The sequence below is a fragment of the Streptomyces sp. NPDC051677 genome, from assembly GCF_044453465.1.
In the GTDB taxonomy this organism is placed as follows: domain Bacteria; phylum Actinomycetota; class Actinomycetes; order Streptomycetales; family Streptomycetaceae; genus Streptomyces.
Genome location: NZ_JBITCT010000026.1, coordinates 98246 through 113500, shown reverse-complemented (window position 1 = coordinate 113500; position 15255 = coordinate 98246). Strand labels below are relative to the sequence as shown.

The window sequence follows — 15255 nt, the reverse complement described above, 5'->3', positions numbered from 1 at the left end:
GGCGACGGGCGGGCAGGTCAGCCCGTCCGGCGTTTGAGGACGAGGCCGTTCAGGCCGAAGCGGGGGGTCCGGGGGCGGCAGCCCCCAGGGACGGCGACTTCCAGGGACGGCGCCCCCGGAGGGTTACGTAGGCTTCCGGGGTGAGCAACAGCACTCAGTTCAGCTTCGGCGGAGCCACCGGCATCGGCTCGATGCCCGGCGGCGACGCCCGTGAGACCGCCAAGACCGTCACGGGGTCCTTCGAGGACTTCCCGTTCCTCGCCGAACTGCCCGCCCGAGGACCCGGCGCCGACATGATCGGCCGCACCGCGGGCCTCCTCGTCGAGATGTACGCGCGCGTGGAGCCCAGCGGCTGGCGGCTCGGCGACCGGCCGGGACGGGACACCAGGCGGGCCCTGTCCTGGCTGGGGGAGGACCTCGACGCGCTGGAGGAGTTCACCCAGGGCTACGAGGGACAGGTGAAGGTGCAGGCGGTCGGCCCCTGGACGCTCGCCGCCGCGCTGGAACTGAGGAACGGCGAGGCCGTGCTCTCCGACCCCGGCGCCTGCCGCGACCTGGCCGGCTCCCTCGCCGAAGGCCTGCGCGACCACCTCGCCGAGGTCCGCCGCCGGGTGCCCGGCGGCCGGCTCGTGCTCCAGCTCGACGAGCCGTCCCTCACCGCCGTGCTCCGCGGCCACGTCAGGACCGCCAGCGGCTACCGCACCCACCGCGCCGTCGACCGGCAGATCGTGGAGGCCACGCTCCGGGACGTCGTCGGGGTGCACGGCGACGGCCCCGTCGTGGTCCACTCGTGCGCCCCCGACGTCCCGTTCGCCCTGCTGCGCCGGGCCGGTGCGGCGGCGGTCTCCTTCGACTTCTCGCTGCTCACCGAACGTGACGACGACGCGATCGGCGAGGCGGTGGAAGCCGGTACCCGGCTGTTCGCCGGTGTCGTGCCCGGCACGGACTCCGCATTGTCAGACCCTGCCGGTAGCGTCATGGGTGTCAGGACGCTGTGGCGCAGGCTGGGGCTGCAACCGGGGCTTCTCACGGAGGCGGTCACGCTCACGCCGACCTGCGGCCTCGCGGGGGCTTCCCCCGCGTACGCCCGCCAGGCCCTCGCCCACTGCGTCCGGGCGGCGAGATCCCTCGCGGACAACCCAGAGTAACGGGAGGACAACACGGTGGCCGGCGACAGGCAAGCGGAGACGACGGTGCCCACCGAGGCACGGGAGCAGCACGCGCAGCTCGCTGAGCAGATCGAGGAGCACCGCTTCCGGTACTACGTGAAGGACGCTCCCGTCGTCAGCGACGCGGAGTTCGACAGGCTCCTGCGCGCCCTGGAGGCGCTGGAGGAGGAGTATCCCGAGCTGCGCACGCCCGACTCGCCGACCCAGAAGGTCTCGGGCGCGTACGCCACGGATTTCACGGCCGTCCAGCACCGCGAGCGCATGCTGTCGCTCGACAACGCCTTCGACGACCTGGAGCTCGCCGCCTGGGCCGAGCGCGTCCACAAGGACGTCGGCGCCTCCGCGTACCACTTCCTGTGCGAGCTCAAGGTCGACGGCCTCGCCGTCAACCTCACGTATGAGAACGGCCGCCTCACGCGCGCGGCGACCCGCGGCGACGGCCGCACGGGCGAGGACATCACGCCCAACGTGCGCACCATCGCGGAGATCCCGGACCGCCTCGAAGGCGACGGCGTCCCGTCCCTCGTGGAGATCCGCGGCGAGGTCTACTTCCCGATGGAGAAGTTCGAGGAGCTCAACGCCCGTCTGGTCGAGGCCGGCGACAAGCCCTTCGCCAACCCGCGCAACGCGGCGGCCGGTTCACTGCGCCAGAAGGACCCGCGCGTCACCGCCTCCCGCCCGCTGCACATGGTCGTGCACGGCATCGGCGCCCTGGAGGGCTACGAGGGCATGACCCGCCTGTCCGAGGCCTACGACCTCCTCAAGACCTGGGGCCTGCCCACCTCCCGGCACAACAAGGTGGTCGGCGACCTCGACGGCGTACGGCAGTTCATCGCGTACTACGGCGAGAACCGGCACTCGGTGGAGCACGAGATCGACGGCGTGGTCGTCAAACTCGACGAGATCCGCCTCCAGGGGCGGCTCGGCTCCACCGCTCGTGCGCCGCGCTGGGCGATCGCGTACAAGTACGCGCCGGAGGAGGTCAACACCCGGCTCGTCAACATCCGGGTGGGCGTGGGCCGTACGGGCCGGGTGACGCCGTACGCCCAGGTCGAGCCGGTGACCGTGGCCGGGTCCGAGGTCGAGTTCGCCACCCTGCACAACCAGGACGTCGTCAAGGCCAAGGGCGTCCTCATCGGCGACACGGTCGTGCTGCGCAAGGCCGGTGACGTGATCCCGGAGATCCTCGGCCCGGTCGTCGACCTGCGCGACGGCAGCGAGCGCGAGTTCGTGATGCCGTCCGAGTGCCCCGAGTGCGAGACGCCGCTGCGGCCGATGAAAGAGGGCGACGTCGACCTGCGCTGCCCCAACGCCCGTACCTGCCCCGCCCAGCTGCGCGAGCGCCTGTTCTACCTGGCAGGCCGCAAGGCGCTGGACATCGAGCACTTCGGGTACGTGGCCGCGGCAGCCCTCACCAAGCCGCTGGAGCCGGAGGACCCGCCGCTGGCCGACGAGGGCGATCTCTTCGACCTCACCATCGACCGGCTGCTGTCCATCAAGGCCTACGTCCTCGACCAGGACAGCGGGCTGCCCAAGCGGGACCCGAAGACCGGCGAGGAGAAGATCGCCACGGTCTTCGCCAACCAGCAGGGCGAGCCGAAGAAGAACGCGCTCGCCATGCTGGAGAACATCGCGGCGGCCAAGGAGCGGCCGCTGGCGCGCATCCTCACCGGCCTGTCGATCCGTCATGTCGGACCGGTGGCGGCCGAGGCGCTGGCCCGCGAGTTCCGCTCGATCGAGCGCATCGAGCAGGCCACGGAGGAGGAGCTGGCGGGCACCGACGGGGTGGGCGCCATCATCGCGGCCTCCCTCAAGGAGTGGTTCGCCGAGGAGTGGCACCAGGAGATCCTGCGCAAGTGGAAGGCCGCGGGCGTCCGCATGGAGGAGGAAGGCTCCGGAGAGGACGAAGGCCCGCGCCCCCTCGAAGGGCTGACGGTCGTCGTCACCGGCACCCTCGAACACTTCACCCGTGACGGCGCCAAGGACGCCCTGCAGAGCCGTGGAGCGAAAGTGACCGGTTCTGTTTCGAAGAAGACGTCGTTCGTCGTTGTGGGTGACAATCCTGGATCGAAGTTCGACAAGGCGATGCAGCTCAAGGTGCCGGTTCTGAACGAGGACGGCTTCACCGTCCTGCTGGAACAGGGGCCCGAAGCGGCGGCCGAAGCGGCCCTTCCGATCGAGGAGTAGCGAACAGTGGCGGTTGAAGGCCACCCGATCGGCGCATACCAGATGCATACGGGTGGCCGGGGCGCATTCGGGCAACCGTCGACGACCGCTGCCCGTGGAAGCCTTCTGCGGCCTACTGTTGATATGTGCGCCTGCCGTGCCCAGCTGCGGTCGGTGCATCCCCTTTGTTCTGATGGGCCCCTGAAGAACGAAGGGGAAGGGTCTTCCAACGCGGCGCCGCCCGGGGTTGTCGGGCAACGGGCCGCGTGGCGTGGGCACCGCCGGCTGTGAGAGGGACGGGAATGGAACCGACCGAGAGCGCCGCCCCGGACTCAACGGTGCGCCGACGCCGGGTCGCCGGTGTCTGGTGGGAGAGGTGGACGGCGCGCTCCGGGCGACATCCGGGCGCGCAGGAGTACGTACCGCACACCGCACCGCTGCGCGCGCCCCTCAACGCGACACCGCACCCCACCCTGAACTACGGCGGCTCCGCCGCACCGCACCCCGGGCTGCCCGACGCCGAATCGGACCGGCATCTGTCCTGGCCCGCGCTGCCCGCCGCCGTCGTCGCGGCGGCCGGGTTCGCCCTCGGGGCCGGCTTCTACCGCGCCTTCACCGACAACCATGCGCTCTTCCCGTCCGGCACGGTCGGCTGGGCCCTGGCCGTGCTGGCCGGCGTGATCGTCGGCCACCTGGTTCTGCTCGGCCGCGCCCGCTGGTGGGGCGGCACCGGCTCCGGCGCCGCCCTCACCCTCGCCGTCCTTCTGCTGTACGGCTGGCTGCCCGCCGGCATGGTCAGCCTCACCGTCGTCGTCCTGGTCGGCATAGCCCGGCGCCACCGCTGGCGGCAGGGTGTTCTGCACGGCGCGGTGGACATCCTCGGCATCGGCGTGGGCGCGCTGCTGCTGGCCGCCTGCGGGCGGATACCGTCCGTGGAGCGCCCCTGGACCCCCGACAGCTGGACGGTCTACACCGGCCCCCAGGTGGCCTTGGCGGCCGTCGCCTACCTCGCCGTCACCCGCGTCCTGCTCTGGTACCTGCACGCCCCGCGCTCCGGCGGGCTGCCCACCGTCGCCCGGACGGCCCTGGTCAGACAGGGCCTGGTCGCGGTCGCCCTGCTGGGCATCGCCCCGCTGATCTGCGTGGTGGCCGTGGCCAAGCCGATCCTGCTGCCGCTGTTCGCCATCCCTCTCTTCGCCCTCGACTCCACCCTGTGGATAGCCCGCGCCCGCGCCGAGGAGCAACTGCGCGACCCGCTCACCGGGCTGCCCAACCGCCAGTGGCTCCTGGAGCGCATCTGGACCGCGCTGGACGACGCCGAGCGCATCGGCGCCCGGGCCGCCCTGATGCTGATCGACCTCGATCGTTTCCGTTCCGTCAACGACACCCTCGGGCATCTCGCCGGTGACCGGCTGCTGCTCCAGATAGCCGAGCGGCTGCGGGTCGCCCTGCCGCGCGGAGCGGAGGTCGCGCGGCTCGGCGGGGACGAGTTCGCCGTCTTACTGCCCGTCGCCGACTCCACCACCTCGGCGTCGCGGATCGCCCGCGCCCTGGTCTCCGACCTCAGCTCGCCCCTCGACCTCGACGGGCTCACCCTCGTCCTGGAGGCCAGCGCCGGCGTCGCCGTCTTCCCCGACCACGCACTCGACGCGGAGGGCCTGCTGCGCCGGGCCGACGTGGCGATGTACCAGGCCAAGCGGGACCGCACGGGCGTGGAGGTGTACGAGTCCAAGCGCGACTCCAACACCCCCGACCGGCTCGGTCTGCTGGGCGACCTGCGGCGCGCGCTCGACGCGCACGAGGTGCAGCTGCACTACCAGCCGAAGGTCCGCTTCGACGGGCAGGTGGCGGGGCTGGAGGCCCTGGTCCGGTGGGTGCACCCGGAGCGGGGGAAGGTGCCGCCGGACGAGTTCATAGCGATCGCCGAGTCGTCGGGCCTGATGCCGCATCTGACGGAGTACGTGCTGGAGACGGCGCTCGGGCAGGTCGCGCGGTGGCGGGCCCAGGGGCTGTTCGTGCCGGTCGCGGTCAACGTCTCCCCGCGCGACGTCCACACGCCGGGCTTCGCCGGTTCGGTGGCGGCCCGGCTGGCCCGGCACGGAGTGCCCGCGGGAGCGCTCCAACTGGAGATAACGGAACACGTCCTCCTGGAGGACCCGCAGCGCGCCGCCGCCACCCTCAACGGGCTGACCGGGCACGGCGTGAAGATGTCCCTGGACGACTTCGGCACCGGCTACTCCTCCCTGGTGCACCTGCGCCGACTGCCGGTCAGCGAGCTGAAGATCGACCGCTCCTTCGTGGCCCGGCTGGCCGTCGACACCGAGGACGCGGAGATCGTGCGCTGCACGGTCGACCTCGCGCATTCCCTGGGGCTGCTGGTGGTCGCCGAGGGCGTCGAGGACGACGAGACCTGGGAACGCCTGCGTGACCTGGGCTGCGACGCGGTGCAGGGCTGGCTGGTGGCCGCGGCGATGCCTCCCGAGGAGACGACGGCGTGGCTGCGGGCCCGGGGCTCACGCGGCTGGCAACGCCCCGCGGCAGCCCTCCCGGCAGCGGCCTCCGACGACTGACCGCCCCAGGCGGACAGCGGTCTCACGTCACCTGCGCCGCGAAGTGGCCGATCAGCAGCTGCGGGCCTGGGGCGTGCGCGGCCTCCGGGAGGCGGCCGCCGCGCCCGTACAGGCGCGCCCAGTACGTCTCCGTGAGGAGAGCCACGTCGTCGCCCTCCGCCGCGATCGGCGCCACGGCCGCCGCGATGTCGCCGAAGGCCTCCCGCAGCGCCGCCGGGCCTCCGGCGTCGCGCACGGGAAGTCCACGGCGTGCGTGAACATCACGTCGCACAGGGCGGGCCGGCGTCGCCCGAAGGCGATGTACCCCTCGCCCACCGCCCCCCAGCCCAGCACACGCCGCCCCGGACCCCGCCGCCCCGGACCCTGTTGCCGCGGGCCCTGTTGTCCCGGACTCGGCTGTCCCGGGCCCTGTTGCCGCGGGCCCTGTTGTTCCGGGCTCCGTTGCCGCGGGCCCTGTTGCCGCGGACTCCGTTGTCCCGGGCCCCGCTGCCGCGGACCCTGTTGTTCCGGGCCCTGTTGCCGCGGGCCCTGTTGCCGCGGACTCCGTTGTCCCGGGCCCTGTTGCCGCGGACTCCGTTGTCCCGGGCCCTGTTGCCGCGGACTCCGCTGTCCCGGGCCCCGTCGCCCCGGGCCCCGCCGCCGTGGCCCACGTCCGTGTCGCCCGTAGGTCCGGCGCCGGTTTCGCGCGGCCCGCCGCCGCGGCCGCCGCCGTGGTCGCGTCCTTGCCCAGCCCGTCTCCGCCGCCGGTCACGGCGTCCCGGCCCGGCCGGAGGGCGACGCCGGCGCCACCGCCGAGACCTGGTACACGGTGTGCTTGGCGATCGTGCCGGTCGGCGACATCCTGACAGTCCTGCGCCACGGCGGAGCCAAGGCCGTCGCCTTCAAAATCCACTTCGCCACGGCCGTGTCGTGCTCGTCACCGCCGCACTGCTCTTCGCCGTTTGACGGGACCCGGCCGGTCTCACGATCGTCCGCGGGGCAAACCGTTTCACGGGCATGTCGCACCGCCCCCTAGGATTGGGCCCAAACCACACACTCACTCCACCCCAGAGGAACGCTGCATGCCTGGCATCACGCGCGAGGAGGTCGCCCACCTCGCCCGGCTGGCGCGTCTGGAGCTGAAGCCCGAAGAGCTCGAACACTTCGCGGGACAGCTGGACGACATCATCGGCGCGGTCGCCCGCGTCAGTGAGGTCGCCGACCAAGACGTACCGCCGACCTCGCACCCGCTCCCGCTGACGAACGTCATGCGGGCGGACGAGGTCCGTCCGTCGCTCACCCCCGAGCAGGCGCTCTCCGGCGCCCCGGCCCAGGAGCAGCAGCGTTTCAAGGTGCCGCAGATCCTGGGGGAGGACTAACCGCCATGACGGACAACGTCAACATCATCAAGCTCACGGCCGCCGAGACCGCCGCGAAGATCGCCTCCGGCGAGCTCACGGCCGTCCAGGTCGCCGAGGCCCACCTGGCGCGCATCGAGGCCGTCGACGAGAAGGTCCACGCCTTCCTGCACGTCGACCGCGAGGGCGCGCTCGCGCAGGCCCGCGCCGTCGACGAGAAGCGTGAGCGCGGCGAGAAGCTCGGGCCCCTCGCCGGCGTCCCGCTCGCACTCAAGGACATCTTCACCACCGAGGGCATCCCGACGACCGTCGGCTCGAAGATCCTCGAGGGCTGGATCCCGCCGTACGACGCGACGCTCACCAAGCGGCTGAAGGCCGCCGACGTCGTCATCCTCGGCAAGACCAACATGGACGAGTTCGCCATGGGGTCCTCCACCGAGAACAGCGCCTACGGCCCGACCGGCAACCCGTGGGACCTCACCAAGATCCCCGGCGGCTCCGGCGGCGGCTCCTCCGCCGCCCTCGCCTCCTACCAGGCGCCCCTCGCCATCGGCACCGACACCGGCGGCTCCATCCGCCAGCCGGCCGCCGTCACCGGCACGGTCGGCGTGAAGCCGACGTACGGTGCGGTCTCGCGCTACGGCATGGTCGCCTTCTCCTCCTCCCTCGACCAGGGCGGGCCCTGCGCGCGTACGGTCCTGGACGCGGCGCTGCTGCACGAGGTCATCGCCGGGCACGACCCGCTGGACTCCACCTCCATCGACGCGCCCGTCCCGCCGGTCGTCGAGGCCGCCCGCAACGGCAGCGTCGAGGGCATGCGCGTCGGCGTCGTCAAGCAGTTCCGCGGTGAGGGCTACCAGGCCGGCGTCATCCAGCGGTTCGACGAGTCCGTCGCGCTGCTGAAGGAACTGGGCGCCGAGATCGTCGAGCTGGACTGTCCGTCCTTCGACCTGGCCCTGTCGGCGTACTACCTGATCGCGCCGTCCGAGTGCTCGTCCAACCTGGCCCGCTTCGACGGCCTGCGCTACGGCCTGCGCAGCGGCGACGACGGCAGCCACTCGGCCGAGGCCGTCACCTCCCTCACCCGTGAGGCGGGCTTCGGCCCCGAGGTGAAGCGCCGCATCATGCTCGGCACGTACGCGCTCAGCTCGGGCTACTACGACGCCTACTACGGCTCCGCCCAGAAGGTCCGCACGCTCATCACGCGGGACTTCGAGAAGGCCTTCGAGCAGGTGGACGTCATCGTCTCGCCGACGACCCCCACCACCGCCTTCGCGATCGGCGAGCGTGCCGACGACCCGATGGCGATGTACCTGGCCGACCTGTGCACCATCCCGACCAACCTGGCGGGCAACGCCGCCATGTCGCTGCCCTGCGGTCTCGCCCCGGAGGACAACCTCCCGGTGGGCCTTCAGATCATCGCCCCGGCGCTGAAGGACGACCGGCTTTACAAGGTCGGCGCCGCCGTCGAGGCAGCGTTCGTGGAAAGGTGGGGTCACCCGCTCCTCGAGGAGGCTCCGTCGCTGTGAGTGCACTGAACAAGGCCAAGGGCTTCAAGAAGTCCAAGTCCGGTACGTACCTGTCCATGGCCGGCACGGCCTTCGGCGCGTTCGGCGTGGCCAAGCAGATCAAGAAGGCCCGCGCCGAGAACGACACGCTGCGGCTGATCGACGCCACCGTGACCGGGGTCGCGATCATCACCGGCCTGGCCATCCTGTACCGCGAGCTGAAGCGGCTGGGCGACGACGACGTCCTGCTGGGCTGAGAGGGAAGTTTCACCGTGACCACCACGATCGACCTGGTGTCGTACGAGGACGCGCTGGCGTCGTACGACCCCGTCATGGGCCTTGAGGTCCATGTCGAACTCGGCACCAAGACGAAGATGTTCTGCGGCTGTTCGACCGAACTCGGTCAGGACGCCAACACGCAGACCTGCCCCACCTGCCTCGGCCTGCCCGGCGCGCTCCCGGTCGTCAACGCGATCGGCGTCGAGTCCGCGATCAAGATCGGTCTCGCACTGAACTGCGAGATCGCCGAGTGGTGCCGTTTCGCCCGGAAGAACTACTTCTATCCGGACATGCCGAAAAACTTCCAGACCTCCCAGTACGACGAGCCGATCGCCTTCAACGGCTACCTCGACGTCCAGCTGGAGGACGGCGAGACCTTCCGCGTGGAGATCGAGCGCGCCCACATGGAGGAGGACACCGGCAAGTCGACGCACGTCGGCGGCGCCACCGGCCGCATCCACGGCGCGTCCCACTCCCTGCTGGACTACAACCGCGCCGGCATCCCGCTCATCGAGATCGTCACCAAGCCGATCGAGGGCGCGGGCGAGCGTGCTCCCGAGGTCGCCAAGGCCTACGTCCGTGAGCTGCGCGAGCTCATCAAGGCGCTCGGCGTCTCCGAGGCCCGCATGGAGATGGGCCAGATGCGCTGCGACGTGAACCTGTCGCTGCGCCCGAACGGCACCGAGAAGTTCGGTACGCGCTCGGAGACGAAGAACGTCAACTCGCTGCGGTCCGTGGAGCGTGCGGCCCGCTTCGAGATCCAGCGGCACGCGGCCGTGCTGTCGTCCGGCGGCACGATCATCCAGGAGACCCGCCACTTCCACGAGGACACCGGGTCGACGACCTCGGGCCGCGTGAAGGAGGAGGCCGAGGACTACCGGTACTTCCCGGAGCCCGACCTCGTCCCGGTCGCCCCGTCCCGTGAGTGGGTCGAGGAGATCCGCGCCGGGCTGCCGGAGCTGCCGCTGGTCCGCCGGGGCCGGCTGCTCGCCGAGTGGGGCATCTCCGCCACCGACATGCAGTCGATCCTCAACGCCGGTGCGCTGGACCTGATCGTCGCCACGATCGACGCCGGCGCCGACTCGGCCTCCGCCCGCAAGTGGTGGATGGGCGAACTGGCGCGCAGCGCCAACGAGTCCGCGAAGTCCCTGGACGAGCTGGCCATCACGCCCGACCAGGTCGCGCGGGTCGCCCAGCTCGTGTCGTCCGGCGACCTGAACGACAAGCTGGCCCGTCAGGTCATCGAGGGCGTCCTCGCGGGCGAGGGCGCCCCGGACGAGGTCGTCGAGAAGCGCGGTCTGAAGGTCGTCTCCGACGAGGGCGCGCTCACCGCCGCCGTCGAGGAGGCCATCGCCGGCAACCCGGGCATCGCCGACAAGATCCGCGGCGGCAAGGTGGCCGCGGTCGGCGCCCTGGTCGGCGCGGTGATGAAGGCCACGCGCGGTCAGGCCGACGCGGCCCGCGTCAAGGAGCTGATCCTTCAGCAGCTGGGCGTCAGCGAGGGCTGAGTCCCGCCGACTCCCGCCCGAGTCGCGCGAGATTCCCCCAGGGGTGCACCGCAAAACGGTGCACCCCTGCTCGCGTTCTCGGTCCGACGCGCTACGCTCCCCCGCCATGAGTGCACGAACCGACTCCGAACCCCACAGCGACATAGAGGACCCGGACGAGGAGTACGGCACCGAGGACGCCCGCCGGGCCCGCTGGACGGCGACCGGCGCCGGAGCACTGCTCACCCTCGCCGGCCTCGCCGCGTCCCTCCTGCGTCTCACCGGCTCCGCCCCGGCCCTCGTCCCGGCGGCCTACGCCCTCGGCGCCGCCGTCTGCGCCCTCGCGGCCCTCCTGGGCTCCCGCGGCCGTACCCGGCGCGCGCTGTGGCTGCTGATCGCCGGGGTGATGGTGATGGCGTTCGGCGACCAGTCGGACTGACTCGCCCGGCGCGGACCCGCCCGACGGTGACACGTGCCCGACGTGCCCTGACACCGCGGCCGTTATTGTCCTGTGATCTGCCTCCCACTCCGGTGAAATGACGCACGAACGCCTCAAACGATCTTCATCGCCTGCGAGAGTGTCCACGCATTGCTCATACGTTCTTTGCGGGCTGTTCAGGTCAAGCACGACTGTTCACGACTGTTCCCGGTCAAAGATCCACAATTCACCCCCGGGAGCGCGTCGGTGGCAGCCCTTGCACGTTGGTGTGTACGCAACCGCCTCGTCACGACCCTGCTCTGGCTCCTCGTCCTCGGCGGCACGGCCACCGCCGCCGTCCTCACCGGCTCCGCCTACTCCAACGACTACGAGGTCCCCGGCACCGAGTCGGGCCGCGCCACACAGCTGCTCGCGGAGGGCTTCCCGGATCTCGGCGGGGACAGCGACACCGTCGTCTGGCGCACCGACTCGGGCACCGTCCGCGCCGCCGACGTCGAGCAGACCATGACCCGCACGCTGGAGCAGATCGCCGACCTGCCCGGCGTGGCCTCCGTCGCCGGCCCCTACGACGACCAGGGCAGGGCACAGATCAGCAAGGACGGGCACACGGCGTACGCCACCGTCGTCTTCGAGGACCGCGCCGAGGACATCGACCGCGGCGAGGCGCAGGCCGTCGTCGACACCGCCGAGGCCGCCGGGAACGACGGGCTCCAGGTCGAGCTGGGCGGCAGCGCGATCGCGCTGACCGAGTCCTCCGGCGGGCATCTCGCCGAGGTCGTCGGCGTGGTCGTCGCCGCGGCCGTGCTGTTCCTGGCCTTCGGCTCGCTCGCCGCCTCGCTGCTGCCCATCGCCACCGCCCTGGTCGGCGTCGGCACCGCGTACGCCGGGATCGTGCTCCTCGGACACGCCATGACCGTCGCCGACTTCGCGCCCATGCTCGGCATGCTCATCGGGCTCGGCGTCGGCATCGACTACGCGCTGTTCATCGTGACCCGGCACCGGCGCGGGCTGAAGCGGGGGCTCACGGTCACCGAGGCCGCCGCCAACGCCGTGGCGACGACCGGGCGCGCCGTCGTCTTCGCGGGCGCCACCGTGTGCATCGCCCTGCTCGGCATGCTGATCCTGCGACTGAGCTTCCTCAACGGCGTGGCGATCGCCGCCTCCCTCACCGTCGTGCTCACCGTCGCCGCCTCCGTGACCCTGCTGCCCTCCCTGCTGGCCTGGATCGGCATGCGCGCCCTCAGCCGACGCGAACGCCGCCGCCTCGCCGAGCACGGGCCGCAACCCGAGCTGCCGACCGGGCTCGCCGCCCGCTGGTCGGCGTTCGTGGAGAGGTGCCCCAAGCTGCTCGGCACGCTCGCCCTCGTCGTCATCGCCGTCCTCGCCCTGCCCGCCTTCGCCCTCCGCCTGGGCACCTCCGACCAGGGCAACGCCCCGAAGTCGGCCACCACCCGCCAGGCCTACGACCTCCTCGCCGACGGCTTCGGGGCGGGCGTCAACGGCCCGCTGACCCTGGTGACCCGTGTCGACGGCGCCGAGGACAAGCTCGCCCTGGACAACCTCGACGCCGCCCTGCGCACCACCGAGGGCGTCGCGTCGGTGACGCCGGTGACCTACGACTCGGGCGGACACACCGCCTACCTCACGGTCGTGCCGGAGTCCTCCCCGCAGTCGCAGCACACCAGCGAGCTCGTCGACCGGCTGCGCACCGAGGTGCTGCCCCGGGCCGAGGCCGGCACCTCCCTCGACGTGCAGGTGGGGGGCGTGACGGCGGGCTACGACGACTTCGCGGACGTCATCGTCGGCAAACTGCCGCTGTTCGTGGGCGTCGTCATAGGCCTGGGCTGTCTGCTGCTTCTGCTGGCCTTCCGGTCCGTCGGCATCCCGCTGAAGGCCGCCGCGATGAACGTGGCCGCCGTCGCCGCCGCGTTCGGGATCGTCGTGGCCGTGTTCCAGTGGGGCTGGGGGAGCGAGCTGCTGGGCCTCGGCCGCGCGGGCCCCATCGAGCCCTTCCTGCCGGTCATCATGGTGTCGGTCCTCTTCGGCCTCTCCATGGACTACCAGGTCTTCCTGGTCAGCCGGATGTACGAGGAGTGGCTGGAGACCGGCGACAACCGGCGCGCCGTCCGCGTGGGCCTGGCCGAGACCAGTCGGGTGATCAACTCCGCCGCGGTCATCATGATCTCGGTCTTCCTCGCCTTCGTCCTCAGCGGCGACCGGGTGATCGCCATGTTCGGCATCGCGCTCGCCGCCGCCGTCGCCCTCGACGCCTTCGTCCTGCGGACCCTGCTCGTGCCCGCCCTCATGCACCTGCTCGGCGGCGCCAACTGGTGGCTGCCCCGCTGGCTCGACGACCGGCTGCCGCGGATCAGCATCGAACCGCCCGAGTGCCGCGCGGCCCATGAGAGGCTCGCGGAGGCAATGGAGGAACTGGAGAAGGAGCCGCGGCCGGATGTACGCGATATCGCTGGGTGACGACGGAGCCGAACTGCGCCCCCTGGAGCTCTGGCACGCCGAGGAGTTCCTGGCGCACCTGGAGCGCGGCCGGGAGTTCATCAACCAGTACGTCCCCTTCGGCTCGAAGGCCGAGGACGTGGCCGGCGCGCGCGAGGTGCTCCAGCGGTACGCCGACATGCGCGCCGCCGACACCGGCTCCCTGCACGGCATCTGGCTGGACGGCACGCTCGTCGGCGGGGTGCTCTTCCTCAACTTCGACGCCGAGGCCGCGAACTGCGAGGTCGGCTGCTGGCTGGAGCCCGCCGCCACCGGGCGCGGACTGATCACCCGGGGCATCCGGGTGCTGATCGACTTCGCCGTGGACCAGCGCGGCGTCGAGCGGATCGAGTGGGTCGCGTCCGCGGGGAACACCCCCAGCCTGAACGTCGCCCGGCGGCTGGGGATGACCCGCGACGGCGTGCGCCGGCAGGCCTACCCCTATCGTGGGGTGCGGCACGACCTCGAAGTGTGGTCCGTGCTGGCCCAGGAGTGGCGCGACGCACGCGCGCGCGGCGCTCACAACGATCATTAAGGGACCTCTCAGAGAGCGTCCGTACGGTGCGAGGTATGGGAACCAAGACTGCTGACGAGGCCGGCGCCGAGACCGGTGCCGAGACCGGCGCCGAGACGAAGACCGACGAGGAGAAGGTGGACGTCACCAAGACCGACGCCACGGACGAGGTGACCGCAGAGGCGCCGGGCGCCGAGGAGGACGCCGACGACGCCGAGGAGTTCCTCGCCGAGGACGGTGCGGCAGCCGCGGACGCCTCCGTCGGCGTCGGCCAGGGCGCGGGCGCCGTCGTCTCCGCCGCGCTCGGCTTCGTCTCCCTCACCGGCAGCTGGATCGGCACGGTCGCCGCCCAACGCGAATCCATTTTGGGCCAGATGGAGAGCTCGTCGAGCGGGACCCCCAGCGTCGCCGTTCAGCTCAAGGACACCTACGGCGACCCTTGGCAGACCACCGCCCTGTGGGCCGGCCTGTTCGCGCTGACCGCGCTGGTCGTCGGCGTCGTCGTGCTGGCCCGCCCGGCCTTCGGCAGCCCCGCCCGTCCGCAGGCGGCCTGGATCAAGTCGGTCTCCTGGGCCGGCGTCGCGCTCGGCGTCATCGGCCTGCTCCTGGCCGTCCTGAAGTACACCGACGCACTGCTCGGCCTGCCCTCCGCAGGCTGAGTCCCCGCACGTCACGAGGGGTCTTAGGCCGACCGTAAGCACCTTACGGCCGACCTGAGGCCCCTCAGGCGCGTCTAAGGCGCCCCCCGCCGCCGAAGATGCGGAACTCTCCCGATGTGGCGCACCCCTCTGGGAGACGAAGGTGGAGGCATCGCAACAAGCGAAGCCGAAAACCACCTTCCAAGGGGACTTCCACCATGTACGAGCACGAACTCCACCAGGCCCGTTCCGCCGAACTGCTCCGCCGGGCCGCACACGAGCGGCTGGCCCGCGAGGCCGTCCGCGGCCGTCGCGCCGCCCGCCGGGAAGCGGCGGAACGCGCCGCCGTAGAACGGTCGGAAGGCGGCGCCGAGAGCGAGTCGCATACCCACCTCCTGCGTCGGCTCCGGTTCGCCCGACCGGCGTGACCGCCGACGCACCCGAGGGCGGCCGCACGGGGGTCGGCCGCCCTCCCCCCAAATCCCCACCGCCCCCCACCAACCCTCCGACCCCACCCACCGACCCTCCGGTGCCGTCCGCCGGGTCTCCGGCCCCGCGCACCGGTTCTCCGGCGTCGTCCGCCGTGCCTCCGACGCCGCCCACCGGTCCTCCGGCCTCGCCCACCGGGTCTCCGGTGCTGTCGGGCGGGCCCCCG

The 15255-nt window shown here is 71.9% G+C and carries 13 protein-coding genes and 1 pseudogene; 13 read left to right on the top strand and 1 reads right to left on the bottom strand.

The features are described from left to right. Window positions 1–140 precede the first annotated feature (140 nt). The 3 genes from ACIBAF_RS28185 to ACIBAF_RS28175 all read left to right on the top strand — a co-directional run bounded on the left by ACIBAF_RS28185 (window position 141) and on the right by ACIBAF_RS28175 (window position 5905). Window positions 141–1148 carry a methionine synthase gene (locus ACIBAF_RS28185; RefSeq protein ID WP_399466682.1) on the top strand — a complete coding sequence of 336 codons (1008 nt, stop codon included), beginning with the start codon at window positions 141–143 and terminating at the stop codon, window positions 1146–1148. A 15-nt stretch (window positions 1149–1163) separates the two neighbouring features. Continuing rightward, a complete protein-coding gene (ligA, locus tag ACIBAF_RS28180) occupies window positions 1164–3356 on the top strand; it encodes an NAD-dependent DNA ligase LigA (protein ID WP_399466680.1) in 2193 nt (730 codons plus the stop codon). 281 nt (window positions 3357–3637) lie between these two features. Next, window positions 3638–5905 (top strand): putative bifunctional diguanylate cyclase/phosphodiesterase, encoded by a 2268-nt coding sequence (locus tag ACIBAF_RS28175; RefSeq protein WP_399466678.1) that lies wholly within the window; start codon window positions 3638–3640, stop codon window positions 5903–5905. 22 nt (window positions 5906–5927) lie between these two features. Here the strand turns inward: ACIBAF_RS28175 and ACIBAF_RS28170 are convergent, their stop codons facing one another. Next, on the bottom strand, window positions 5928–6140 hold the full coding sequence (locus tag ACIBAF_RS28170; protein WP_399466676.1) for a hypothetical protein: 213 nt from the start codon (window positions 6138–6140) through the stop codon (window positions 5928–5930). A gap of 480 nt (window positions 6141–6620) precedes the next feature. On the opposite strand from ACIBAF_RS28170, the pseudogene ACIBAF_RS28165 reads away from it, so the two are divergent. From ACIBAF_RS28165 to ACIBAF_RS28120, 10 genes and pseudogenes are all read left to right on the top strand, one after another. Then, window positions 6621–6850: pseudogene (locus tag ACIBAF_RS28165) on the top strand (DUF4267 domain-containing protein); the annotation flags it as partial. 116 nt (window positions 6851–6966) lie between these two features. Then, complete coding sequence (gatC, locus tag ACIBAF_RS28160; protein WP_007384860.1) at window positions 6967–7263, top strand: Asp-tRNA(Asn)/Glu-tRNA(Gln) amidotransferase subunit GatC; 297 nt, start codon at window positions 6967–6969, stop codon at window positions 7261–7263. A gap of 5 nt (window positions 7264–7268) precedes the next feature. After that, window positions 7269–8771, top strand: a complete 1503-nt coding sequence (gene gatA / locus ACIBAF_RS28155; RefSeq protein WP_399466674.1) for an Asp-tRNA(Asn)/Glu-tRNA(Gln) amidotransferase subunit GatA — start codon at window positions 7269–7271, stop codon at window positions 8769–8771. Further along, complete coding sequence (locus tag ACIBAF_RS28150; protein ID WP_334577036.1) at window positions 8768–9007, top strand: hypothetical protein; 240 nt, start codon at window positions 8768–8770, stop codon at window positions 9005–9007. Before gatA ends, ACIBAF_RS28150 begins: the two co-directional genes overlap by 4 nt. Before the next feature lie 15 nt (window positions 9008–9022). Next, window positions 9023–10537 carry an Asp-tRNA(Asn)/Glu-tRNA(Gln) amidotransferase subunit GatB gene (gatB, locus tag ACIBAF_RS28145; RefSeq protein WP_399466672.1) on the top strand — a complete coding sequence of 505 codons (1515 nt, stop codon included), beginning with the start codon at window positions 9023–9025 and terminating at the stop codon, window positions 10535–10537. A 106-nt stretch (window positions 10538–10643) separates the two neighbouring features. Then, the gene (locus tag ACIBAF_RS28140; RefSeq protein WP_399466671.1) at window positions 10644–10955 is read left to right on the top strand and encodes a hypothetical protein; all 312 of its coding nucleotides are present in this window, start codon (window positions 10644–10646) and stop codon (window positions 10953–10955) included. 246 nt (window positions 10956–11201) lie between these two features. Further along, on the top strand, window positions 11202–13430 hold the full coding sequence (locus ACIBAF_RS28135) for an MMPL family transporter (protein WP_399466669.1): 2229 nt from the start codon (window positions 11202–11204) through the stop codon (window positions 13428–13430). After that, window positions 13408–13983, top strand: coding sequence for a GNAT family N-acetyltransferase (locus ACIBAF_RS28130; protein ID WP_399466667.1), 576 nt, complete (start codon window positions 13408–13410; stop codon window positions 13981–13983). The genes ACIBAF_RS28135 and ACIBAF_RS28130 overlap by 23 nt, the downstream gene beginning before the upstream one ends. Window positions 13984–14018: 35 nt before the next feature. Beyond that, the gene (locus ACIBAF_RS28125; RefSeq protein WP_399466666.1) at window positions 14019–14621 is read left to right on the top strand and encodes a hypothetical protein; all 603 of its coding nucleotides are present in this window, start codon (window positions 14019–14021) and stop codon (window positions 14619–14621) included. A 197-nt stretch (window positions 14622–14818) separates the two neighbouring features. Further along, complete coding sequence (locus tag ACIBAF_RS28120; RefSeq protein WP_399466665.1) at window positions 14819–15028, top strand: hypothetical protein; 210 nt, start codon at window positions 14819–14821, stop codon at window positions 15026–15028. Window positions 15029–15255: the final 227 nt, after the last annotated feature.